Raw genomic sequence first — 23,657 nt, 5'->3', positions numbered from 1 at the left:
CAGAAAGAGAGCCACATGTCGGGCATGGACGGGCCTCTCACCGATGCCCTGCTCCGGCTGGGACGTTATCTGCACCCCGGCACGATGTCCCCTGACCTGCGAACACTGCACCAGATCGGCGGCCGTCAGGCCGACGCGTTCTACCGTGACCGGTGGAGTCACGACAAGGTCGTGCGGTCGACGCACGGCGTGAACTGCACCGGTTCCTGCTCGTGGAAGGTGTACGTCAAGGACGGCGTGATCACCTGGGAGGCGCAGCAGACGGACTACCCGAGCGTGGGCGGGGACCGGCCGGAGTACGAGCCGCGCGGCTGCCCGCGCGGGGCCGCTTTCTCCTGGTACACCTACTCGCCGACCCGGGTGCGTTTCCCGTACGCGCGCGGCGTGCTGGTGTCGATGTACCGGGAGGCGAAGGCGCGGCTGGGCGACCCGGTCGCGGCCTGGGCGGAGATCACCACCGATCCGGGCAAGCGCCACCGCTACCAGTCGGCGCGCGGCAAGGGCGGGCTGGTGCGGGTCTCCTGGGACGAGGCGACCGAGATGATCGCGGCCGCGCACGTGCACACGATCAAGACGTACGGGCCGGACCGGGTGGCCGGGTTCTCCCCGATCCCGGCCATGTCGATGGCCTCGCACGCCGTCGGTTCCCGGTTCGTCTCGCTGATCGGCGGGGCGATGCTGTCGTTCTACGACTGGTACGCCGACCTGCCGGTGGCCTCGCCGCAGGTGTTCGGCGACCAGACGGACGTGCCGGAGTCGGCCGACTGGTGGGACGCGTCGTACCTGATGCTGTGGGGCTCGAACGTGCCTGTCACCCGCACCCCGGACGCGCACTACATGACCGAGGCGCGCTACCGCGGGCAGAAGGTCGTGGTGATGTCGCCGGACTTCAGCGACGCCGCGAAGTTCGCCGACGAGTGGCTGGCCCCGCATCCGGGCACCGACGGGGCGCTGGCGATGGCGATGGGGCACGTGATCCTCAAGGAGTTCTTCGTCGACTCCGCGACCCCGTACTTCGCCGACTACGTGCGCCGCTACACGGATCTGCCGTTCCTGGTGCGGCTGCGCGAGCGGGAGCCCGGCCAGTACGTGCCGGACAAGTTCCTCACGGCCGCCGATCTCGGGCAGGAAGGTAAGGAGGCGGCGTTCAGCACGGCGGTGTGGGACGCGGGCGCGGGTGAGGTCGCCGTCCCGAACGGCTCGCTCGGGTTCCGCTTCTCCGAGCAGGGCCAGGGCCGGTGGAACCTGGACCTGGGCGAGGTGTCGCCGGCGCTGACCATGCTCGACACGGGCGAGTCGGTCCCGGTGGGCCTGCCCCGTTTCGACGGGGCCGAGAGCGGCGTGCTGGAGCGCGGCGTGCCGGTGCGGCGCGTCGGCGACCACCTGGTGACGACGGTGTTCGACCTGCTGCTGGCCCAGTACGGGGTGCGCCGCGGCGGACTGCCGGGCCGCTGGCCGCAGGGGTACGACGACGCGAGCGAGCCGTACACGCCGGCCTGGCAGGAGGCGATCACGTCGGTGCCGGCGGCGAAGGCGACGCGGATCGCCCGCGAGTTCGCCCGCAACGCCGACGAGTCCGGCGGCCGGTCGATGATCATCATGGGGGCCGGGACGAACCACTGGTTCCATTCCGACACGATCTACCGGGCGTTCCTGGCGCTGGTGACGCTCACCGGCTGCCAGGGCGTCAACGGCGGCGGCTGGGCCCACTACGTCGGCCAGGAGAAGTGCCGGCCGGTCACTGGGTGGGCGCATCTGGCCTCGGGCGGCGACTGGTCCAGGCCGCCGCGCCAGATGATCGGCACCGCGTACTGGTATCTGCACACCGACCAGTGGCGTTACGACACCTACAAGGCGGACGTGGTGTCCTCGCCGCTGGGCGACGGCGTGTTCGCCGGCAAGACCACGGCGGACCTGCTGTCGCAGTCGGCGCGGCTGGGCTGGATGCCGTCGTACCCGACGTTCGGCCGCAACCCGCTCGACCTGGCGGACGAGGCGCGGGCCGCGGGGCAGGAGCCCGGCCCGTACATCGCGGAGAAGGTGGCCTCCGGTGAGCTGGGGTTCGCCTGCGAGGATCCGGACGCGCCGGAGAACTGGCCGCGGGTGCTGACCGTGTGGCGGGCCAACCTGCTGGGCTCCTCGGCGAAGGGCGACGAGTACTTCCTGCGTCACCTGCTCGGCACCGACGCCTCGCTGCGCGCGCAGGAGGCGGGGCCCGGCCAGCGGCCCGAGGGGGTCGCCTGGCGGGAGGAGGCGCCGCGGGGCAAGCTCGACCTGCTGCTGTCGCTCGACTTCCGGATGACCTCGACCACGCTGTTCTCCGACATCGTGCTGCCGGCCGCGACCTGGTACGAGAAGCACGACCTGTCCTCGACGGACATGCATCCGTTCGTGCACTCGTTCAACCCGGCGATCGACCCGCCGTGGCAGACCCGCAGCGACTTCACCGCCTTCCACACGATCGCCCGCGCCTTCAGCGCGCTGGCCGCCGAGCATCTGGGCACGCGGACCGACCTGGTGGCGGTGCCGCTGATCCACGACACCCCCGACGAGCTGGCCACCCCGCACGGGCGGGTGCGCGACTGGCGGCGGACCGGCGAGACGCCGACGCCGGGCCTGGACTTCCCGAAGATCGTCGAAGTGAAGCGGGACTACGCGGCGATCGCCGCGAAGATGGCCTCCCTCGGCCCGCTCGCCGAGCAGCTGGGCGCCACCACCAAGGGCATCACCTACGACCTGAGCGGCGAGATCGACCGGCTGCGGCGGATCAACGGGTCCACCGCGGACGGCCGGCCGTCGCTGGCGCGGGACGTGGACCTGTGCGAGGCCATCCTGGCGTTGTCGGGCACCACCAACGGGCGGCTGGCCGCGCAGGGGTTCGCCACGCTGTCGCGGCGCACCGGCACCTCCTTCGACGGGCTGGCCGAGGAGCACCGGCACATCACGTTCGCCGACACGCAGGCGCGCCCCGTCCCGGTGATCACCTCGCCGGAGTGGTCGGGCAGCGAGAGCGGCGGCCGTCGTTACTCGGCGTTCACGATCAACGTCGAGCATCGCAAGCCCTGGCACACCCTCACCGGGCGGCAGCACTTCTACCTGGACCACGACTGGATGCAGGAGGCGGGTGAGGCGCTGCCGGTCTACCGGCCGCCGCTGAACATGACGGCCATGTTCGGCGAGCCCGGGATCGGCGACTCGACGGCGGAGGGGATCACGGTGCGGTATCTGACGCCGCACTCCAAGTGGTCCATCCACTCCGAGTATCAGGACAACCTGCTCATGCTGACGCTTTCGCGCGGCGGGCCGAACATCTGGATGAGCCCTGCGGACGCGGCCAAGGCCGGCATCGCGGACAACGACTGGATCGAGGCGGTCAACCGCAACGGCGTGGTCGTGGCGCGCGCCGTCGTCTCCCACCGGATGCCCGAGGGGACCGTGTACATGTACCACGCGCAGGAGCGGGTGGTGGACGTGCCCAAGAGCGAGACGTCCGGCCGGCGCGGCGGCATCCACAACTCGCTCACCCGGCTGCTGGTCAAACCCACCCACCTCATCGGCGGCTACGCCCAGCTGTCGTTCGCGTTCAACTACCTCGGCCCCACCGGCAACCAGCGCGACGAGGTGACCGTGATCCGGCGGCGCTCCCAGGAGGTGGACTACTGATGAAGGTCATGGGCCAGCTGGCCATGGTGATGAACCTGGACAAGTGCATCGGCTGCCATACCTGTTCGGTCACGTGCAAGCAGGCGTGGACGAACCGGGCCGGCACCGAGTACGTCTGGTTCAACAACGTCGAGACCCGGCCGGGACAGGGCTACCCCCGCACCTACCAGGACCAGAAGAAGTGGCAGGGCGGGTGGGAGCTGAACTCGCGCGGCCGGCTCAAGCTGAAGGCCGGCGGGCGGCTGCGCAAGCTGCTGACGATCTTCGCGAACCCGCTGATGCCGTCCATCCAGGACTACTACGAGCCCTGGACGTACGACTACGACCGGCTGTTCTCCGCCCCCGCGACGGAGGACACCCCGGTCGCCCGCCCCAAGTCGCTCATCTCCGGCGAGCCCACCAAGATCACATGGTCCGCGAACTGGGACGACGACCTGGGCGGCGGCCCCGAGCTGACCAAGGCCGACCCGGTGCTGCGCAAGGTGTCGGACCAGGTCAAGCTGGAGTTCGAGCGGGCGTTCATGTTCTACCTGCCGCGCATCTGCGAGCACTGCCTGAACCCCTCCTGCGTGGCCTCGTGCCCGTCGGGCGCGATGTACAAGCGTTCGGAGGACGGGATCGTCCTGGTCGACCAGGACCGCTGCCGCGGCTGGCGGATGTGCGTGACCGGCTGCCCGTACAAGAAGGTGTACTTCAACCACCGCACCGGCAAGGCGGAGAAGTGCACGTTCTGCTTCCCCCGGGTCGAGGTCGGCATCCCGACCGTCTGCTCCGAGACGTGCGTGGGGCGGCTGCGTTACATCGGGCTCATCCTGTACGACGCCGACCGGGTCGCCGAGGCGGCTCGGACGCCGGACGAGAAGGATCTGTACGAGGCGCAGAAGAGCGTGCTGCTCGACCCGAACGACCCGGAGGTGATCGCCGGCGCCCGCGCCTCGGGCATCCCGGAGGACTGGCTGGAGGCGGCCCAGCGCTCGCCCATCCACCAGCTCATCTTCGAGTACGGGGTCGCGCTGCCGCTGCATCCCGAGTACCGCACGATGCCGATGGTCTGGTACATCCCGCCGCTGTCGCCGGTCGTCGACGTGCTGTCCGAGACGGGGCACGACGGCGAGGAGGCCGGCAACCTGTTCGGCGCGATCGAGTCGCTGCGCATCCCCATCGGCTACCTGGCCGAGCTGTTCACCGCGGGCGATCCCGCGCCGGTCAGGCTGGTGCTGCGCCGCCTGGCGGCGATGCGCTCGTACATGCGACGGCTCAACCTGGGCCAGGAGCCCGACGAGAGCATCGCCGAGGCGGTCGGCATGACCGGCGCCCAGATCGAGTCCATGCACCGGCTGCTGGCCCTGGCCCCCTACGGCGAGCGGTACGTCATCCCCAAGGCGCACGCCGAGCAGGCCGCCGACCTGGAGGAGCTCGCCACCGGGTGCAGCCTCGACTACGAGGGCGGCCCCGGCATGGGCGGGCCGTTCGGCGAGGCGTCCGGCATGCCCGCGCCGATCGCGGTCGAGAACTTCCACGCGCTGCGCGAGCGGCAGAGCGGGGACGAGCTGGAGCGGAGCGAGGACCTGCGCGGCCGGGTCAACCTCCTGAACTGGGACGGCAAGGGCACGCCCGAGGGCCTGTTCCCCCGGCGCGACAAGGAGGACCAGTGATGGACCGCGCCGTCCACCTCACCGCGTCGGTGCTGCTCAGCTACCCCGACGAGCGGCTGGCCGAGGCGCTGCCGCTGCTGACGGAAACGGTCGGGACGCTGCCCGCGGGCGAGCCGGCGCGGCGGCTGCGCGCCTTCCTCGACCACGCCGCCGCCACGCCGCAGCAGGACCTGGCCGAGCACTACGTGGCCACCTTCGACCTGAAGCGCCGCTGCTGTCCGTATCTGACCTACTACACCTACGGCGACACCAGGAAGCGCGGGATGGCGCTGCTGCGGTTCAAGCACGCCTTCCGCGAGGCCGGGTTCGAGCCCGCCGAGGGGGAGCTGCCCGACCATCTGGCGGTGGTGTGCGAGCTGTCCGCGCGCGGCGGCACCGCCCAGGCCTCCAGGCTGCTGCGCGAGCACCGGCCGGGCCTGGACCTGCTGCTGCGGGCGCTGGAGTCGGAGCGTTCCCCGTACGCGCACGTGGTCGCCGCGGTGCTGGCCACGCTGCCGCCCGCCACCGCCCGCGAGCGCGCCGCCGCCGCCAAGCTGGCCGCCGAGGGGCCGCCTGCCGAGGAGGTCGGCCTGCCGCCGTACCCGGTGAACGGGTCCGGCCCCGAGGCGGGGCCGACGCCGCCGTTCCCGACCGATGGAGGATCCCGATGAACGCGCTCGACCTGCTGCTGTGGGTCGTGGCCCCGTACGTGGCGCTGACCGTCTTCGTGCTCGGCCACGTCTGGCGCTACCGCTACGACAAGTTCGGCTGGACCACGCGCTCCTCACAGCTGTACGAGTCGCGGCTGCTGCGCATCGGCAGCCCGATGTTCCACTTCGGCATCCTGGTCGTCATCCTCGGGCACGTGGGCGGGCTGGTGATCCCCAAGTCGTGGACCGAGGCGGTGGGCGTCACCGAGAGCATGTACCACGTGGTCGCGGTCGTGCTCGGCACCATCGCCGGGGTGTGCACGCTCGCCGGCCTGGCCATCCTCATCTACCGGCGGCGCACCGTCGGGCCCGTGTTCACCGCGACGACCCGCAACGACAAGCTCATGTACGCCGTCCTGGCCCTGGTGATTGTGCTCGGGCTGGCCGCCACCGTGGCCGCGAACGTGCTGGGCGGCGGCTACGACTACCGGGTCACGGTCTCGCCGTGGTTCCGCTCGGTCTTCGCCCTCCAGCCGCGGGCGGAGCTGATGGCCGGGGCGCCCCCGCTGTTCCAGCTGCACGCCTTCAGCGCGCTGGTGCTCTTCGCCATCTGGCCGTTCACCCGGCTGGTGCACATGCTCACCGCGCCCATCGGCTACCTGACCCGCCCGTACATCGTCTACCGCAGCCGCGAGCCGGTCACCCGCACCCCCGGCTGGACGCCCACCACCAGAAGGTGAACGCAGCACAAATTCGGGACTAAAGGCCATCCGATTGGGGTCCTCCTCCCCGGGCACCGCCGCCCCCGATCGGAAAAACTGGAGGTGAGAACGGCAGAACGGGTGAAGGAGGCGTCGTCATGGCTCGGCAGATCGTGGTGGGCATCGACGGATCGGCACCGGCGACCGCGGCGGTGGAATGGGCCGTCGCCGACGCCCGGCGCAGAGGGCTGAACCTGCGCATCGTCCACATCTGCGAGCAGTGGCGGCACGGCCATGGCGAGTCCGAATACTGCGCGGGCACCCTGGAGGCCGCCGCGGACCGGGCCCGCGCCCTCGCGGGCGGCGTCGAGGTGACGACCGAGCTGCTCACCGGGGAGGTCGCCCCGGTGCTCATCGCCGAGTCGGCCTCCGCCGACAGCGTCGTCATCGGCAGCCGGGGGCTCGGCGGGTTCCAGGGCCTGGTCATGGGCTCGGTCAGCATGGCCGTCGCCGGTCACGCCGCCGGGCCCGTGGTCGTCGTCCGCGGCACCTCCCCGATCACGCACGGGCGGATCGTCGTCGGCTACGACGGCTCCGAGCACGCGGAGGCCGCCATGGAGTACGCCATCGAGCAGGCCCGCCGCCGCGACGCCGAACTGTACGTCGCCTACGGCTGGACCATGCCGGCGTACTCCCCGTACGCGGTCGCCTACAACTCGCTCATCGAGGACGTCATGCAGGAGGAGGCCCGCGCGGCGCGTGAGCGCGTCGTTCCGTGGCGGGAGAAGAACCTCGACGTGCGGATCACCGACGGGCACGCCTGCCAGCACCCCGTCTCCCTGCTGATCGAGGCCTCCAAGCAGGCGGACCTGGTCGTCGTCGGCTCCCGCGGGCGCGGCGGGCTGGCCGCGGCCGTCCTCGGCTCCGTCAGCCACGGCGTGCTGCACCACGTCATCTGCCCTGTCGCCGTCGTCCGTCCCCGAACGGAGGAGACATCATGACCGCTCCGACCGCCATCCGTGCCACCACAACCGCCCCGCGTGCCGTGCCGAGGGACGGCGCGCGTCCCGCCGGCGAGCCTGCCGCGCAGGCGAGGCCGGTCGCGGAGCTGACCGCCGAACAGGTGATGAGCCGCGTGCTGGTCGCCGTCGAGCCGGGGGAGTCGCCTCTCATGGCGTGGGAGCTGATGCGCCGCGCCGGCGTCCGCCACCTGCCGGTCGTCGAGGGGCGGCACGTGCTCGGCGTCCTGACCCGCGAGGAACTCGCGGCGACCTGGTCCTGCGGGCCTCAGGAACAGTCCGGCCGCCAGGTCGGCTCGCTGCTGACCGGCCGCCGCCGGCCGCGGGTCGAACCCGGGGACCCGTTGCACCGGGTCGCCGCCGTCATGCTGGACGCCGCGTGCGACGCGGTGCCCGTGGTCCACGCCGGCGGGATCGTCGGGCTGATCACCGCCGGTGACGTGCTCGCCGCCGTCGCCGGGCGCGTCAAGCCGTCCGGCGAGCCGGGCGAGCTCGTCACCGGCATGTTCCACCTCGAACCCATCCTTCCCTGATCAGGAGGCGCGGCATGCGCGCGCTCGTCGTCTACGAGTCGATGTACGGAAACACCCGGCGGATCGCCGAGGCCGTCGCGGAAGGACTGGCCGGGCGGATGCGGGCCGACGTGGTCGAGGTCGGCTCCGCGCCCGCCGCCGTAGGCGAGGACGTGACTCTCCTCGTGGTCGGCGGGCCCACGCACGCCTTCGCCATGAGCCGCGCCACCACCCGTCAGTCCGCCGCCCAGGACGCCCCGGACGGTCTGGTGTCCCGGGGCGACGGCATCCGCGAATGGCTGTCCGGCCTGCGTACCGGCTCCGCCCGGCTGGCCGCGGCCGCCTTCGACACCCGCGTCGCCAAGCCCCGCCTGCCGGGGTCGGCCGCCCGCGGCGCTGCCAGACGGCTGCGCCGCCTCGGCGTCAGGAGCGCCGCGCCCGCCCACAGCTTCTACGTCATCGGGACGAAAGGGCCTCTCGTGGACGGCGAGCTGGACCGGGCCCGCGAGTGGGGCGAAACCCTCGCGGCCTCGTTCCCCGTCCCGGCCTCCTGAGGTCCCGGGGGCATCCTGCCCGCGAAGGCGTCGGGGGTACGCGACAGGCGGTTGGATAGGTTGGGGCCGTGTCGCAGATCGATCACTCCGTATCCACGTGGCAGCAGCCCTGCCCCGGCCCGGCGTCCCCCGAACGGGCCGCCCTGGTCGGCGAGATCGCCCGGCGGGTGCTGGCCCTGGGCGACGGCCGTCTCCTGGTGGGGATCGACGGCCTGACCGCCTCGGGCAAGACGAGTTTCGGCCACGAGCTGGCCGCCTCCGTCGCCGCCGCCGGACGCCCGGCGCTGCGCGCCACGCTGGACGACTTCAAGCAGCCGTGGAAGGACCGCCACCTCTACGACAGGGAGTCCGGCGAGGGCTACTACCGCAACGCCTACGACTACGAGTCCGCCAGACGTCTGCTGCTGGACCCGTGCCGCTCCCCGCGGGCCGGCGCCTGCGCCCTGTGCTCGATCGACCCCCTCACCCAGGTCGACCACTCGGCGGTCGTCACGCCGCTCTCCCCGGACAGCGTGCTCATCGTGGACGGCGTGTTCGCCTTCCGCCCGGAGATCGACGCGTACTGGGACTACCGCGTCTGGATGCACATCGACGAGGAGCTGTCGGTCGCCCGCGGCGCCGCCCGCGACCAGGACTGGGCGGGCTCCGGCGCCGAGGCGATCCACCGTGACCGTTACCTGGTCGCCCAGCGCGTCTACCAGCGCGAGGCCGACCCGATCGCCCGCGCCGACGTCGTGATCGACAACACCGACTTCGCTCACCCGCTGACCAAAGACCCATGAAGTCGGGAGGAACGGCCCTGCCGGCACCACCGCGTGGTCGCCGACCATGGAGGCATGGGACATCAGGACATCGTGGTGGGCGTTGACGGCAGGGGCGGCGGCGACGCGGCCCTGATGTGGGCCGCGGGCGAGGCCCGGCGGGCGGGGGCGCGGCTGGTCGTCGTGCACGCCTGGGAGCCACGAGCCCGCGCGTTCGCCCCGTACGCGCGCCCCACGGGCGGGAACGGCACCGGCGAACACGCGGAAGCGGTCCTGGAGCGGGCCGTCCTGCGGGCGCGTGCCGCCTATCCGGACGTGGCCGTGACCGGGCGGACCATCAGGGGCCGCCCGGAGGTGGTCCTGCGCCACGAGGCCCGGGCGGCGGCCCTCCTGGTGCTCGGCTCGGCCGCGCACCACGCGGGCGACGGCCGGCTGGGCGCGGTACTGCTCGCCTGCCTACGCTGGCCCCCCTGCCCCGTGGCCGTCATCGGCACCCCACAACCGACGACCCCACAGCCCACCGCGCGTCAGCCGGTGGCGGCGGGCGCGGCGGCCCCCTGCTGAACCCGGCACGACAGCGCCCGCTCGCACGGGCGGGCGTCAGCGCAGGTCGAACCGGTCAACCTCCGATGGGCGACGGCGATCGCGTGCCGCTCGCGCTGTTCGTCGTCGGCCTCGTACGTTCCCCGCACTGGGCGAAACGTTTGCCCGGCCGAAGGTCGAAGGTCCTGGCGGCGGGGTGACGTGCGGCCCTGCCCGGGTAGCTGCCGTCGGGTGAGCTCGGGTGAGCATGGAAGCGGACACCCCGGCGGGAAGCGGGCGGGAGGAGGCACGGGTGCTCACCCGCGCTCCCGTACTCGAGGAGGCTGGACATGGGCAGACACGTCGTCGCGGGCGTGGACGGATCCGACAGCGCTGCCCTGGCGCTGGACTGGGCGGCGGCGGACGCCGGGCGGCGCGGGCTGGCGCTGCGCGTGGTGTACGTGCGCGAGCCGTGGGCCGGCGAGTGGGTGACGTCCGAGGGGTACGATTCGCTGACCGTGCAGGTCGAGCGGCTGCTGGAACGCTCGGCGGCGCGCGCCCGCGAGCGGGCGCGCGACCTGGAGGTGACCACCGCGATGGTGACCGGCGCGGTCGTGGAGCGGCTGCGGACCGAGACCGAGACCGCCGACACCGTGGTCATCGGCAGCCGCGGACTCGGCGGGTTCGCCGGGCTGGTGCTCGGCTCGACGGGGCTCGGCCTGGCCAGCCAGGCGCACGGTCCCGTCGTCATCGTCAGAGGTCACTACCGCGTCTCCCATGACGAGGTGGTGGTCGGCTACGACGGCTCCGTGGACGCCGAGTGCGCCGTCGAGTACGCGATGGAACAGGCCCAGGCGCGCGGGGCGAGGCTGCGCGTCCTCCACGCCAAGCACCAGCCGGTCTCCTACCCGCACCCGGCCGGGTTCGGGCCGGTGCCGCCGCCCGGCATCGAGGACGAGATCCCGCAGCGGCTGCGGCCCTGGCTGGACAAGTACCCGAGAGTGCGGTCCGTGCAGACCGTGGTCTCCAAACACCCGGTGCCCGCGCTGGCCGCCGCGTCCCGCACGGCCGACCTGGTCGTGGTGGGCACGCGCGGGATGAGCGGGTTCACCTCCACGATGCTCGGCTCCGTCAGCCACGGGGTGCTGCACCACGCCCACTGCCCGGTCGCGGTGGTACGGCCCCGCGAAGCCCGGTCATGACCGTCATCGTCTCGCCGCCGCACCTGAGCGCCCAGGCCAGGCGAGACTGGGACACCCTGCAGGCCGTGACCGTCCGGGCGCCGCGGTTCGACCCGGAACAGGCGGACCCGCTGCCCGACGCGGCACGGCGCTGGGTGCTGCACGCCATCGCCCCCGGCACCCCGCTGCTGCGCTCGGTCGTGCTGCGCTCGCGCGGCGAGATCAAGCTCGGCACCTGGCGGCGCTTCCACGCCACCCAGGCGCTGGAGCCGATGGAGGGCTTCGTCTGGGCTGCCACCGCGTGGGTGGGGCTGCTGCCGGTGCACGGCTTCGACCGCTACCACGGCGGCGTGGGGGAGATGCGCTGGCGGATGCTGGACGCGCTGCCCGTGATGTCCGGCTCCGACCACGACATCAGCCGCAGCGCCGCGGGGCGGCTGGCGAGCGAGTTCGTGCTGGTCCCCGCCGCCGCGCTGGACCCGCGCGTCCGGTGGAAGCACGTCGACAGGTACGAGGCCGTCGCGAGCATGCCGGTCGGCGACGAGGACTTCGACGTCAGGCTGGCCGTGGACGACGACGGCCGGTTGGCCGGCGTCACCGTCTCGCGCTGGGGCGACCCGGACGGCGGCGGCTACCGCCGGCACCCGTTCGGGGTGGAATGCGGGCGGGAGGCCACCTTCGACGGGTTCACCATCCCGGTGTGGCTGCGCGGCGGCTGGTGGCCGGGCACCGAGCGGCGGGCCGAAGGCGAGTTCATCCGCTTCACCGTCGAGGACGCCGTCTACCGTTAGCCGCCCCCGCCCGCCCGGCTGGCGGCTCGGGCAGCCTCGCGCGGCTCCCGCAGGTAGTGGCGCAGGACGTCCTTGTCGTTCACAGGCCGTGGATCCGGCGGCCGGTGATCTGCTGCGGGATGATGCGGATGTAGAGCAGTCGCTCGCCGCCCGCCCATGGGGTCACGTCGGCGCCGATCACCTCGGCCACCTCCTCCTCGGGGACATGGTGGAACGGCCCCTGGACCAGCACGCTCCAGCCCTCGCGCTGCGCCTCGTCGATCTGGTCGATCTCGAAGCCGACGACGATCTCCACGCCTTCCATGCCGGTGCGCAGGTCGCGGTCCATCGCCCCGCCGTAGGAGGTGCGGAAGATGATCGCGCCCTGGTGGAGCTTGTAGTTGACGGGGAGGACCGTCGGGCCGTGGGAGCCGTTGAACGCCACCCGGCCGATGCCGCCCGGCGCGATCAGGCGAAGGCACTCCTCGCGGTCCAGCTTCTCCAGCGAGGGGGAGGCCGCCGCCGGGCCACGGCCGGGAGGCCGTTCCCGGCCGCCGCCCAGCAGGTCGTCGGCCGTGGTGCCGAGGGCCTCCGCCAGCCGGTGGACGGTCTCGGACGTCGGGCTGGCCGGGGTCTCCTCCAGGTACTCCACGTAGCCGGCGGACACCTTCGCCCGCTCGGCGACCTGTTCGCGAGTCAGCCCGAGGCGCTCGCGGTGATGCGCGATGCGGCGTCCGAGGTCGCCGGTGCCTGCCATGATCGTTCCCCCTTGGTCGAAGGTGAAGGTGCGGCCGGTGCCGCGGCCGGTCGTCTCGCCGTTGACCCGCACCATGCCGTCGCGGGCCTCGATCTCGAACCGTGTGCCGCGCACCAGGATGGGCAGGGACAGCGTGCCGAGCCGGTCGGGCAGGAGCGGGTCGAGACGCAGCCCGTCGTCACGCACCTCCAGCCCCAGATAGCACCGCTGCAACAGATCGAGCGTACCGGCCATCGCGCCGAGGTGGATGCCCTCCTCGGTCGTGCCGCCCTGCACATCCTTGATGTCGCTCATCAGCGCCTCGACGAGCAGGTTCCACGACGTGGCCCGGTCGGTCGAGGCCAGCACCCACGCGTGCACCAGCGCGCTGAGCGTGGAGCCGTGGCTGGTCCGCTCCAGGTAGTAGGCGACCGTGCGCCGGACCAGGCCGGGATCGGCCGGATAGCCGAGCCGGTCCAGGATGCCGAGCAGCTCGTCACCGCTCAGCAGGTAGAACAGCATCAGCGTGTCGGCCTGCTTGGCCGCCTTGTAGCGGTTGACGTCGTCGCCCTCGGCCTCCAGCGCCCGGTCCAGGCGGCGCACCCCGCGGTGGCGTTCCCAGTCGAGCTCGGGCAGGTCGGCGTAGCCGGTGAACTGGCTGATCACCCCGTCGTGGAAGTCGACCCGCATGCGGCGGGTGATGTCGGCCCAGCGGGCCGGCTCCCGGGAGCCCACGGCCGGCACCGAGGGGGCGATCTCCAGCGCCCGCAGGAGCAGCCACACCGTCATGACGTTGGTGTAGGCGTTGTTGTCCAGCCCGGGGGAGCCGGCGTCCGGATAGCCCGTCTGGTACTCGTCGGGGCCCATCACGCCGCGGATCTCGTACCGGCCGGAGGCGGGGTCGAGCACGGCGAGCGAGGCGAAGAACCGGGCGATCTCGATGAACAGCTCCGCGCACCAGTCCGGCATCGAGCCGGTGACCAGGTGGTACTGCCACACGTTGTAGGCGATGGCCAGGCCGACGTGCCGCTGCAGATGGGAGGCGTCGGGCAGCCAGCGGCCCGACTCGGGGTTGAGGTGCAGCGTCTGGGTCTCCTCGCGCCCGTCGCTGCCGCTCTGCCAGGGGAACATCGCGCCGTCGTACCCCTCGGCGCGGGCGGCCGCGCGCGCCTCGTCCAGCCGCCGCCACCGGTAGCGCAGCGCGCCGCGGGAGACGTCGGGGAAGCGCAGGTTGAGCCACGGCAGGACGAACAGCTCGTCCCAGAAGACGTGCCCCCGGTACGCCTCGCCGTGCAGGCCGCGCGCGGGCACCCCGGCGTCGAGGTCGGCGGTGTGCGGCGACATCGTCTGCAGCACGTGGAACACGTGCAGGTGGATGGCCTGGGCGATCTCCGGCTCGGTGACGTCCATGCGGGCGCGGTCCCACAGGCGGTCCCAGGCGGTGGTGTGGCGGGCCAGCAGCTCGTCGAAGCGGGGCGCCAGCCGGGCCCGCCGGACCGCGGCCGAGCGGGGGTCGTGGATGGCGGGGTCGCGCGAGGTCAGCAGCGCCACCACCTTCGTCACGGCGGCCGTCTCGCCCTCGACCAGGTCGAGCACGTGGCAGGAGGTCACCCGGGCCGGCTCCGCGGTGAGCTCCTGCCTCGCGGGCGCGTCCACCCGGGCGGCCAGCGCGACCGTGACGCCCGAACCGCGGGTGGTGACGGTCAGCCAGCCCAGGTCGTCCTCGACGCCGGTCGCGTGCCCGGTCAGGTGGTCGCCGCGCAGGTCGCGATAGCGGGCCACGCCGTCGTTGCGGACGTCGCCGTCGACGGCGGACAGGACCCGCAGCGGGCCCGACCAGTTCTCCGCCGTGAACGTGGTCTCCAGCGCCGCGAGCGCGCTGTCGGCCATCGACACGACGCGCCGCTGCCGCACCCGGGTGATCCGGCCCTGCGGGTCGCGCCAGCGCAGGTCGCGCGTCAGGACACCGGCGTGCATGTCGAGCGCGTGGTGGTACTCCAGCAGGTCGGAGCCCTCCGGGTGGAAGTAGTCGCAGCCCGGGGTGGCGAACGTCAGCGGCAGCCAGTCGGGCAGGTTGACCAGGTCCTCGTTGGTCACGGTCTTCCCGGCGACGGGGGAGGTGAGCCGGTTGTAGACGCCGGCCGCGTACGTGCCGGGCGTGCGGCGCAGGCCGTCGGGGGTCGCGCCGCGGGTGGCGAACCGCCCGTTGCCGAGCGTGCACAGCGCCTCGCGCAGTCTTTCACCGTCCGGGTCGAAGCCCTCGTAGGCCAGGATCCACGGCGTCATCGGCGGCCCACCGGCACGCGCCCGGCCACGGTCACCTCGGCCAGGTCGTGCACGACGACGTCCGCGCCCGCCCGGATCATCGCCTCCGCCTGCGCCTTGGCCCGGTCGACGGCCACCACCAGCTCGAAGCCGCCCCTGCGGCCGGCCTCCACGCCCGGCAGCGCGTCCTCCACGATCGCCACCTCGGCGGCGGGCAGCCCGAGCCGGTGCGCGGCCTCCCGGAACAGCGCCGGGTCCGGCTTGCCGGGAAAGCCCAGCCGGGCCGCGTCGTTGCCGTCGACCAGCACGTCGAACAGGTGGAGCAGGCCCGAGGACGAGATGACCGCCCGGCAGTGCCGGCTCGCCGAGACCACCGCCGTGCGGCAGCCCCGGTTGCGCAGCTCGTGCAGCAGCGCCACGGTGGACGGGAAGGCGGCCACGCCGTGCTCGGCGATCTGCCGTACGAACAGCTCGTCCTTGGCCATGCCCAGCCCGTGCACGGTCGGGGCGCCCGGCTCGTCCTCAGGGCCGCCCTCCGGAAGCGTGATGCCGCGCGAGGCCAGGAAGGTGCGCACGCCGTCCAGGCGTGGTCGCCCGTCGACGTAGCGCAGATAGTCGTCGCGGATGTCGAACGGCGCGGAACGGCCGCGGAGGAAGCGGTCGAAGACGTGCTTCCACGCGGCGGCGTGCACTCTCGCGGTGTCGGTGACCACGCCGTCGGTGTCGAAGACCACGGCGCGCAGCGTGTTGAGATCGATCGCGGCCATGGCAAGACGCTACCCCCGAGCAGGCAGGACATCCATGGCCGTTCGCCTCGCCCTGATGTGACCTCCGGCCCTGCCGGGGAGGCCCGGCACGCGGTGTCATGAAAGAGACACGAGGAGGCACATCATGATCGTTGTAGGTGTCGACGGCTCCGTGACCTCGCGGGCCGCTGTGGAGTGGGCGGCCGGCGACGCGTTCCGGATGCGCGAGCCGCTCCGGGTCGTGTACGCCGTCGACCGCGCCCCGTACCAGATCACCAGGTTCCCCGCCGGCGTCGCGCCCGACACGCTGCAGAAGGCCGGGCAGAAGGCGCTGGCCGAGGCGGTGGCGCTGGTGCACGAGCGCCAGCCGACCGTCGAGGTGACCGCCGAGACCGTCGAGGGGTCGCCCGCCGGGGTGCTGCGCGAACTTGACGGGTCGGCGGTCGAGATCGTCGTCGGCAGCCGCGGGCTGGGCGGCCTGTCCGGCGCGCTGCTCGGCTCCGTCAGCACGCACGTCGCCGGGCACGCGCACCGGCCCGTGGTGGTCGTGCGCGGCGAGCGGTTCGCGCCGCGCGGGGAGGTCGTGGTCGGGGTGGACGACTCGCACGAGTGCGAAGCGGCGCTCGGCTACGCCTTCGAGCAGGCCAGGCTCCGGGGCGCCCGGCTGCGCGCTTTGCACGCCTGGCAGCTCCCGGTGCACGCCTTCGCGCCCGAGGTCTCGTACGACCTGGACGAGATCGGCGAGGCCAGGCGGCAGGCCGTCAGCGACCGGCTGGCGGCGTTCAGGGAGAAGTACCCGCAGGTGGACGTCGTCGAGGACGTGCGGTCAGGGCGGCCGGTCGAGGAGCTCGCCGACGCCTCCGCCGGCGCTGACCTGGTCGTCGTCGGCTCGCACGGCCGCGGCGCGGTGGCCTCGGCGCTGCTCGGCTCCGTCAGCCGGGGCGTGCTGCACCAGGCCCGCTGCCCCGTGGCGGTGGTCCGGTCCTAGGTCCCGGCGGGATGGGACCTTCGCCGCTGCCGGTGGCCGGCCCCATGGCCGATCGTGGAAGTGGAAGGAGAGGCATCATGACCATTCACGTCAGGGACGTCATGGGGCGGGTCGCCATCGCGGTGCTCGAGGACGCGTCCTTCAGCGACATCATCGGCGCCATGAAACGCTACGCCGTGGGCGCCGTCACCGTCATCGACGCCGACCGCCGCCCCGTCGGCGTGGTGTCGGAGGATGACCTGCTGCTCAAGGAGATCGACCCGGTACGGCACAGCGTGTCCATCTTCGAGGGCCCGCGGCAGCGGCTGGAACACCAGAAGGCCGCCGGGGTCAGGGCCCGCCAGCTGATGACCTCCCCGGCCATCACCGTCACCCCCGGCATGACCGTCAGGGACGCCGCCCGGGTCATGCACGACCGGCGCATCAAGCAGGTGCCGGTGATCGACCCGGTCACCGGCCGCATCGCCGGCACCCTGCACCAGCGCGACGTGCTGCGGGTCTTCACCCGCCCGGCCGCCGACGTCGAGGCCGACGTACGCGCCCGGCTGCCGGAGGGCGACTTCACCGTCCGCGTCGAGCAGGGTGTCGTCACCCTCGGCGGCCGGGTGCGGTGGACCTCCGAGGCCGTCGCGCTCGTGGCGGCCGTCCGGGCCGTGGAGGGCGTCGTGGACGTCGTCTCCGAGCTCGAACACGACAAGGGAGACCTGATGGCCGTCCCGCCGCTGATGTGAGAGAGAACGCGGAAGGGGGGCCGCCCGGCCGGGCGGCCCCCCTTCTTGGGTGTCAGCGCATGCGGCGCAGCAGTGGCGACGGCGGCGCCTGGGCCGGGGCGACCCGGATCCGGACGTCCACCGCCGCCGCGTCGTCCGGCGTCACGATGACCGGGTTCAGGTCCAGCTCGGCGACCTGGGGCAGGTCCTCCAGCAGGCGGCTGATCCGGGCGATCTGCCCCGACAGCGCCTCCACGTCGGCCGGCGGGGAGCCGCGGTAGCCGTACAGCAGCGGCGCGCACCGCAGCTCCCCGATCAGCTCGCGGGCGGCGGCCGCGCCCACCGGCGGCACCCGGAACGCGCGGTCGGCCAGCAGGTCGGCCGTCACCCCTCCCATCCCGACCATGACCAGCGGCCCGAACGTCGGATAGTTGACCCCGCCGACGATGATCTCCACCCCGGCGGGGAGCATCCGCTGCACGATCGCGCCGGTCATCTCCGCCCCGATCCGGGCGGACATGTCCTGGTAGGCGTCGCGTACGTCCGCGGCCGTCTTCAGGCCCAGCCGGACGCCGCCGACGTCGCTCTTGTGCACCGGCCCCGTCACCTTGAGCACCGCGGGCAGCCCGACGCGGCCGGCGGCCTCGGCCGCGGCGTCGGCGTCGTGCACCGGCACCGCCTCGGCCACGTCGACGCCGTAGCAGGCGAGCAGCCGGTTGGCCGCGGCGGGGGAGAGCCACCCGCCGTCGGGGTTCTCGTGCAGATGCGCCCGTACGATCTCCTCGGCGGACTCCACGTCGGCGGCGGGCGGCTCCTCGTGCTCGGGCAGGGGGCGCTCGCGCCACTCGGCGTACCGCGCGGCCTGGGTCAGCGCCTTGATGGCCTGCTCGGGGAAGGCGTAGCTGGGCACCCTGCCGTCGATGACGCCGTCGTGACCGACCACGCAGGCCAGCACGGGCTTGGCGGAGCCGGCCGCGGCGGCCGCGATGGCCTCGCGCGTCTTCTCCAGCCCGGAGCCGAACGGCGGCGTGTAGACCACGAGGACCGCGTCCACCGCGTCCGAGCCCGCGGCCGCCTCGATGGCCGCGCCGAGCTCCGCCGCGCTCGCGTCGGCGGTGAGGTCGACGGGGTTGCCGACGGCGGCGTTGCCGCGCGCCTCGATCAGCCCGGCCGGCAGCTCCGGCACCGACAGCCCGGCCGCCTCGCACGCGTCGGCGGCCATCGCCTCCGGCCCGCCGGAGTTGCCGACGATGGCCACCCGCCGCCCGGCGGGCAGCGGCTGCGTGGACAGCAGCCGGGCGGTGTCGATCAGCTCGTGCACGCTGTCGAGCCGGATCACGCCGGAGGCGCGCACCAGCGCGTCCACGGCCACGTCCGGGGTGGCGGCGGCCGCCGTGTGGGAGCGGACCGCCCGGTCGCCGGCGCCCGTGCGGCCGCTCTTGACCAGCAGGATCGGCTTCTTGCGGCCGACCCGCCCGGCGATGCGGGCGAACTTGCGCGGGTTGCCGAACGACTCCAGGTACAGCGCGACGACGTCGGTGTCCGGGTCGTCCTCCCAGTACTCCAGCAGGTCGTTGCCGCTCACGTCGGCCTTGTTGCCGACGGACACGAACATGGACACGTCCAGCCGCTCCAGCAGCGCGGCCGCCACCGCGCCCGACTGCGACACCAGCCCGACCCGGCCCTCGGTCGGGGTGACGGGCAGGAAGCTGGCGTTGAGCCGGGCGTGGCTGTTGACCACGCCCAGGCAGTTCGGGCCGATCAGCCGGATGCCGGCGCCCCGGCACACGCGCAGGATCTCCACCTCGGCGCCCGGCCGGCCCGCCTCGGCGAACCCGGAGGTCAGCACGATGAGCCCGGCCACCCCCGCCTCGGCGCAGTCGCGGGTCACGCGCAGCACGTGCTGGGCGGGCACCGCCACGATGGCCAGGTCGACGGGGCCCGGCGCGTCCAGGACGCTCGGGTAGGCGGTCAGGCCGGCGATCTCGCCGGCGCTCGGGTTGACCGGGTAGACGGGGCCGGCGAAGCCGCCGTCGACGAGGTTGCGCAGCGCCGTGTGCCCGACGGACGACGGGTCGCGGGAGGCGCCGATCACCGCGACGGAGCGCGGCCGCAGCACCCGGTCCAGCGAGGCGCGCTCCGCCGCGTGGTCGCGGGCCTCGATCTCGGCCCGCAGCCGCGGTGTGACGCGCGCGTCGACGACCATGTGCAGACTGCCGCCGGCGAACTCGTGGGTGGTGTCGAGCCCCAGGTCGCGCAGCACGTTGATCATCGGGCGATTCTCGGCCAGCACGTCGGCGACGAGCGTGCGCACCCCGTTGGCGGCGGCGTTGACCGCCAGGTGCTCCAGCATGAGCGTGCCGAGGCCGTTGCCGTGCACCGCGTCGTCCAGCAGGATCGCCAGGTCGGCGCTGCCGTCACCGGCCGGGATGTACTCGGCGACCGCGACCAGCCGATCCCGGACGGTCGCCACCAGCGCGTGCCCGGCCCATTCCGGGCCGGTGACGCGGTCCATGTAGGCGTGCGCGGTGGCCCGGCCCCCGGTGAAGAAACGCAGGTACGCCGAGCGCTCGGACGAGCGGTCCACCAGCTCGTGCAGCGCCTCCCGGTCGCCGGGGCGCAGCCGGCGCAGGTGGGCGATGCCGCCGTCGCGGAGCAGGACGTCGTATCCGTCAAGCATCTTGCCTCTCCAGTTCGCTTGCTGGGCGGCGCGGGCTACCCGGCACCTGAGGTCCGTAACCCAGCCTAATGATCATCTGGGCGTGGCCCCGACGGTGGTGCGGGTCCCTGCGCCGGCGCATGTCGCGCAGGTCGAGCGGCTGGTTCAGGAACGAGGCGGACAGCCCGTGCCTGGTCGCGGTCAGCAGCACTCTCTGCAATGCCTGCCCGGCGCGCAGCCAGTCGATCGGCCGGTCGCCCTGCGTGGTCAGCACCACCAGCTGCGGGTGCTCCTCGAACCGCGCGTCCCGCTCGTGCCGGCCGAAGTCGCGCACCGGCGCCGGGTCCCTGGCCGGGCGCGGGCCGTGCGCATAGGCGGGCACCCCGTCGAAGCGGGCACCCGGCATGGTCCACGCCGCCAGCTCCGCCTGATAGTCGTGGTCGCGGGACAGCTCGTCCTCGGCCAGCGCCACGTGGTCCAGCATCTCGGCCACGCCCTCGGCGTCCAGCGGCACCAGGCTCGCGCCCTCGCGTGAGGCGGCGATGCGCAGGTCGCCGAGCACCGACGGCGGCACCGGCCGGTCCGAGAACGGCTCACGGCTGGTGCGGCGCACCGGGATCAGCTCGTACAGCTCGCGGTTCTCGCCCCGGACCGGGCGGCCGTCGGCGGTGCGCACGGCGGCCATGAGCAGCGGGTGCTCCTCCGGATCCGGCAGCAGCCACACGATGGGACGGCGGCCCACGTAACGCACCGCCAGCCGCAGGTTGAACAGCGCGGCCCCGCAGCTCACCATCATGGAACGGCCGCGCGGGTCGGCGACCCGCAGCCTGCGGTCGGGGTCGGCCAGCAGCTCGATGCGCCGGCCGGGCACGACGTGGAAGCGCCACGGCTGGGTGTTGTAGACCGAAGGCGCCTGACCGGCCGCGAAGAGCAGCCGCCGGACGCCGAGGTCGGCGCTGACGAGGGTAGGGGACATGACGCACCTCCTGCCTCCGAATCTGGCGGAGCCCTCGTGCCGTCAGGCAGAGCCGGAGGACCTTCGCGCGGGTGTCCAAAGTCCCTGCCCCCGGCGAGGGCCGTTCGGCCTGGCCGAAGGTCCTCGCGGGCGAGGCCGGCGGACCCTACACAGCGCCTCTGACCTGCCGCGATGCTGGCCCGCATGGATGTGCTCGATCTCTCCCGGTGGCAGTTCGGCATCACGACCGTCTACCACTTCCTGTTCGTGCCGCTCACCATCGGTCTGTCGATCCTCGTGGCGGGATGGCAGACCGCGTGGTACCGCACGAAGAAGCCGGAGTACCTGCGCCTCACCAAGTTCTTCGGGCGCCTCTTTCTGATCAACTTCGCCATGGGCGTGGTCACCGGCATCGTGCAGGAGTTCCAGTTCGGCATGAACTGGAGTGACTACTCCAGGTTTGTCGGGGACGTCTTCGGGGCGCCGCTGGCGATGGAAGGGCTCATGGCGTTCTTCCTGGAGTCGACCTTCCTCGGGCTGTGGATCTTCGGCTGGGACAAACTGCCGCCGAAGGTCCACCTGGCCACGATCTGGACGGCCGCCATCGGCACCAACATCTCCGCCTACTTCATCCTGGCGGCCAACTCCTGGATGCAGCACCCGGTCGGCTACACGATCAACAACGGCCGCGCCGAGCTCACCGACATCTGGGCCGTGCTCACCAACCCGACCACGCTGGTGACGTTCCCGCACGTGATCTTCGGCGCGTTCCTCACCGCCGCCGCGTTCGTGCTCGGCGTCAGCGCCTGGTTCCTGCTGCGCAAGAGGGAGACCTCCCTGTTCCGTCCGGCCATGCGCCTGGGGATGGCCGTCGCCCTGGTCTCGGCCGCCGGCGTGTCCTTCACCGGACACTGGCAGGCCCAGCTGATGACCGAGCAGCAGCCGATGAAGATGGCCGCCGCCGAGGCGCTGTGGGAGGACGAGAAGGCCGCCGGCTTCTCCCTGTTCGCCGTCGGCGACGTGGAGAACGGCCGCAACCACGTCAACCTGCAGATCCCGTACGGGCTGAGCATCCTGGCCACCAACACCCCCGACGGCGAGGTCGAGGGCATCAACGACATCCAGAAGCGCTACGAGGCCATGTACGGGCCCGGCGACTACGTGCCCGCGGTCGGGATCGCGTACTGGTCCTTCAGGCTCATGATCGGGTTCGGCATGCTGGCCGCCGGGCTCGCCCTGCTCGGGCTCTGGCTGACCAGGAAGGGACGGCTGCCCGAACGGCCGTGGTTGTACCGGCTGGCCGTCCTCGGCATCGGGCTGCCGTTCCTGGCCAACACCATGGGCTGGATCTTCACCGAGATGGGCCGCCAGCCGTGGACGGTGTTCGGCCTCATGCGCACCGCCGCCGCCGTCTCGCCCGGCGTCGACGTCACCTCCGTCGCCATCACGCTGGTCGGCTTCACCCTGGTGTACGCGGTCCTCGCCGTCATCGAGGTCCGGCTGCTGGTCAAGTACATCAAGCTCGGCGCCGAGGAACAGCCGGAAGCCGAGCCCGCGGCCCCCACCCTGAGCTACTGAGGATCACCCCATGGAAACGTTCTGGTTCCTGCTCATCGCCGTTCTGTGGACGGGCTACTTCGTCCTGGAGGGCTTCGACTTCGGGGTCGGCATCCTGATGCCGTTCGTGGCCCGCGGCGAGGCTCAGCGGCGCACCGTCGTGCGGACCATCGGGCCCGTCTGGGACGGCAACGAGGTGTGGCTGCTCGTGGCCGGCGGCGCCACCTTCGCCGCCTTCCCCGAGTGGTACGCCACCCTGTTCTCCGGTTTCTACCTGCCGCTGTTCCTCATCCTGCTGGCGCTGATCCTGCGCGGTGTGGCGCTGGAGTACCGGAACAAGAGCGACAGCCAGAAAGGGTGGGACCGGGCCTTCTTCTGGGGCTCGCTCGGCCCGGCCGTGCTGTGGGGCGTGGCGTTCGCCAACATCGCCGCCGGGGTGCCGCTGGACGCCGACCACGAGTACACCGGCACCCTGTTCACCCTGCTGAACCCGTTCGCGCTGCTCGGCGGGCTGGCCACGCTGCTGCTGTTCGCCCAGCACGGCGCCGTGTTCCTGGCCCTGCGCACCACGGGCGAGCTGCGCGAGCGGGCCAGGAGGATCGCCCGTGTGCTCGGCCCGCTCACCGTCGTGGCCGCGGCCGCGTTCCTGGTGCTGCTCGGCAGCGACAAGCCGGCCTACTGGGTGATCACCGGCGTGGCCGCCGCCGCGCTCGTCGCGTCGCTCCTGGCCACCGTGCGCGGCCGGGACGGCTGGGCGTTCACCGGCAGCGCGCTGGCCATCGCCGCCCTGGTGGCGGCCCTGTTCACCGCGCTGTTCCCGAACGTCATGCCCGCGCTCGACCCGGCCAACAGCCTCACCATCACCAACGCCGCCTCCAGCCCCTACACCCTCACCGTGATGACCTGGGTGGCGGTCATCTTCACCCCGGTGGTGCTCGTCTACCAGGGCTGGACGTACTGGGTCTTCCGCCGCAGGCTGACCGGGGCGTGAGACGGTGCGCAACGGCGGGACCTCAGGCCCTGCCCGGCCGCCTCCCGGTGTGATGCGCTGGGTTATCGTCAGTTGGAGGTGGA

19 protein-coding genes are annotated in these 23,657 nt (G+C 72.7%); 15 read left to right on the top strand and 4 right to left on the bottom strand.

The annotated features are described in order from the left end of the window. Positions 1-15: 15 nt before the first annotated feature. The 11 genes from ACIBF7_RS08645 to ACIBF7_RS08595 all read left to right on the top strand — a co-directional run bounded on the left by ACIBF7_RS08645 (position 16) and on the right by ACIBF7_RS08595 (position 11,988). Positions 16-3,663 carry a nitrate reductase subunit alpha gene (locus ACIBF7_RS08645; RefSeq protein WP_397196783.1) on the top strand — a complete coding sequence of 1,216 codons (3,648 nt, stop codon included), beginning with the start codon at positions 16-18 and terminating at the stop codon, positions 3,661-3,663. Next, on the top strand, positions 3,663-5,318 hold the full coding sequence (narH, locus tag ACIBF7_RS08640) for a nitrate reductase subunit beta (RefSeq protein WP_397196782.1): 1,656 nt from the start codon (positions 3,663-3,665) through the stop codon (positions 5,316-5,318). The genes ACIBF7_RS08645 and narH overlap by 1 nt, the downstream gene beginning before the upstream one ends. Further along, a complete protein-coding gene (gene narJ / locus ACIBF7_RS08635; protein WP_397196781.1) occupies positions 5,318-5,968 on the top strand; it encodes a nitrate reductase molybdenum cofactor assembly chaperone in 651 nt (216 codons plus the stop codon). Before narH ends, narJ begins: the two co-directional genes overlap by 1 nt. Then, the gene (gene narI / locus ACIBF7_RS08630; protein ID WP_148031883.1) at positions 5,965-6,687 is read left to right on the top strand and encodes a respiratory nitrate reductase subunit gamma; all 723 of its coding nucleotides are present in this window, start codon (positions 5,965-5,967) and stop codon (positions 6,685-6,687) included. The genes narJ and narI overlap by 4 nt, the downstream gene beginning before the upstream one ends. 119 nt (positions 6,688-6,806) lie before the next feature. Beyond that, on the top strand, positions 6,807-7,649 hold the full coding sequence (locus tag ACIBF7_RS08625) for a universal stress protein (protein WP_397196780.1): 843 nt from the start codon (positions 6,807-6,809) through the stop codon (positions 7,647-7,649). After that, positions 7,646-8,200, top strand: coding sequence for an HPP family protein (locus ACIBF7_RS08620; RefSeq protein ID WP_271278277.1), 555 nt, complete (start codon positions 7,646-7,648; stop codon positions 8,198-8,200). Before ACIBF7_RS08625 ends, ACIBF7_RS08620 begins: the two co-directional genes overlap by 4 nt. A 14-nt stretch (positions 8,201-8,214) precedes the next feature. After that, positions 8,215-8,733, top strand: coding sequence for a flavodoxin domain-containing protein (locus ACIBF7_RS08615; RefSeq protein WP_148031880.1), 519 nt, complete (start codon positions 8,215-8,217; stop codon positions 8,731-8,733). Between the two features lie 68 nt (positions 8,734-8,801). Next, positions 8,802-9,515 carry a uridine kinase gene (locus ACIBF7_RS08610; protein ID WP_271278276.1) on the top strand — a complete coding sequence of 238 codons (714 nt, stop codon included), beginning with the start codon at positions 8,802-8,804 and terminating at the stop codon, positions 9,513-9,515. 54 nt (positions 9,516-9,569) lie between these two features. Beyond that, complete coding sequence (locus ACIBF7_RS08605) at positions 9,570-10,058, top strand: universal stress protein (RefSeq protein WP_397196779.1); 489 nt, start codon at positions 9,570-9,572, stop codon at positions 10,056-10,058. Between the two features lie 308 nt (positions 10,059-10,366). Then, the gene (locus ACIBF7_RS08600) at positions 10,367-11,218 is read left to right on the top strand and encodes a universal stress protein (RefSeq protein ID WP_397196778.1); all 852 of its coding nucleotides are present in this window, start codon (positions 10,367-10,369) and stop codon (positions 11,216-11,218) included. After that, a complete protein-coding gene (locus ACIBF7_RS08595) occupies positions 11,215-11,988 on the top strand; it encodes a DUF6544 family protein (RefSeq protein WP_397196777.1) in 774 nt (257 codons plus the stop codon). Before ACIBF7_RS08600 ends, ACIBF7_RS08595 begins: the two co-directional genes overlap by 4 nt. Before the next feature lie 79 nt (positions 11,989-12,067). On the opposite strand, the gene ACIBF7_RS08590 is transcribed toward ACIBF7_RS08595, so the two are convergent. Both ACIBF7_RS08590 and ACIBF7_RS08585 read right to left on the bottom strand, forming a co-directional pair. Continuing rightward, positions 12,068-14,989, bottom strand: coding sequence for a pyridoxamine 5'-phosphate oxidase family protein (locus ACIBF7_RS08590; RefSeq protein WP_397196776.1), 2,922 nt, complete (start codon positions 14,987-14,989; stop codon positions 12,068-12,070). Next, the gene (locus ACIBF7_RS08585; protein ID WP_148031874.1) at positions 14,986-15,735 is read right to left on the bottom strand and encodes an HAD family phosphatase; all 750 of its coding nucleotides are present in this window, start codon (positions 15,733-15,735) and stop codon (positions 14,986-14,988) included. The genes ACIBF7_RS08590 and ACIBF7_RS08585 overlap by 4 nt, the downstream gene beginning before the upstream one ends. 124 nt (positions 15,736-15,859) lie before the next feature. On the opposite strand from ACIBF7_RS08585, the gene ACIBF7_RS08580 reads away from it, so the two are divergent. Together ACIBF7_RS08580 and ACIBF7_RS08575 are read left to right on the top strand one after the other, a co-directional pair. Next, positions 15,860-16,702 carry a universal stress protein gene (locus tag ACIBF7_RS08580; RefSeq protein WP_271280361.1) on the top strand — a complete coding sequence of 281 codons (843 nt, stop codon included), beginning with the start codon at positions 15,860-15,862 and terminating at the stop codon, positions 16,700-16,702. A gap of 77 nt (positions 16,703-16,779) precedes the next feature. Further along, the gene (locus tag ACIBF7_RS08575; protein ID WP_148031872.1) at positions 16,780-17,433 is read left to right on the top strand and encodes a CBS domain-containing protein; all 654 of its coding nucleotides are present in this window, start codon (positions 16,780-16,782) and stop codon (positions 17,431-17,433) included. A gap of 52 nt (positions 17,434-17,485) precedes the next feature. Here the strand turns inward: ACIBF7_RS08575 and ACIBF7_RS08570 are convergent, their stop codons facing one another. Both ACIBF7_RS08570 and ACIBF7_RS08565 read right to left on the bottom strand, forming a co-directional pair. Beyond that, positions 17,486-20,092, bottom strand: a complete 2,607-nt coding sequence (locus ACIBF7_RS08570; RefSeq protein WP_271278800.1) for a GNAT family N-acetyltransferase — start codon at positions 20,090-20,092, stop codon at positions 17,486-17,488. Continuing rightward, positions 20,085-21,047: an Acg family FMN-binding oxidoreductase gene (locus ACIBF7_RS08565; RefSeq protein WP_364236530.1), complete on the bottom strand. Its 963-nt coding sequence runs from the start codon at positions 21,045-21,047 to the stop codon at positions 20,085-20,087. Before ACIBF7_RS08565 ends, ACIBF7_RS08570 begins: the two co-directional genes overlap by 8 nt. Positions 21,048-21,230: 183 nt before the next feature. Here ACIBF7_RS08565 and ACIBF7_RS08560 point away from each other — a divergent pair, with 183 nt between their 5' ends. After that, positions 21,231-22,604, top strand: a complete 1,374-nt coding sequence (locus tag ACIBF7_RS08560; protein ID WP_271278798.1) for a cytochrome ubiquinol oxidase subunit I — start codon at positions 21,231-21,233, stop codon at positions 22,602-22,604. Positions 22,605-22,614: 10 nt separating this feature from the next. Further along, positions 22,615-23,574 carry a cytochrome d ubiquinol oxidase subunit II gene (cydB, locus tag ACIBF7_RS08555; RefSeq protein ID WP_219545818.1) on the top strand — a complete coding sequence of 320 codons (960 nt, stop codon included), beginning with the start codon at positions 22,615-22,617 and terminating at the stop codon, positions 23,572-23,574. Positions 23,575-23,657: the final 83 nt, after the last annotated feature.

It is taken from the genome of Nonomuraea sp. NPDC050478 (assembly GCF_044458265.1).
Classification (GTDB): domain Bacteria; phylum Actinomycetota; class Actinomycetes; order Streptosporangiales; family Streptosporangiaceae; genus Nonomuraea; species Nonomuraea ferruginea.
The sequence above is the reverse complement of the archived record's forward strand: the minus strand, read 5'-3'. Positions and strand labels throughout refer to the sequence as shown.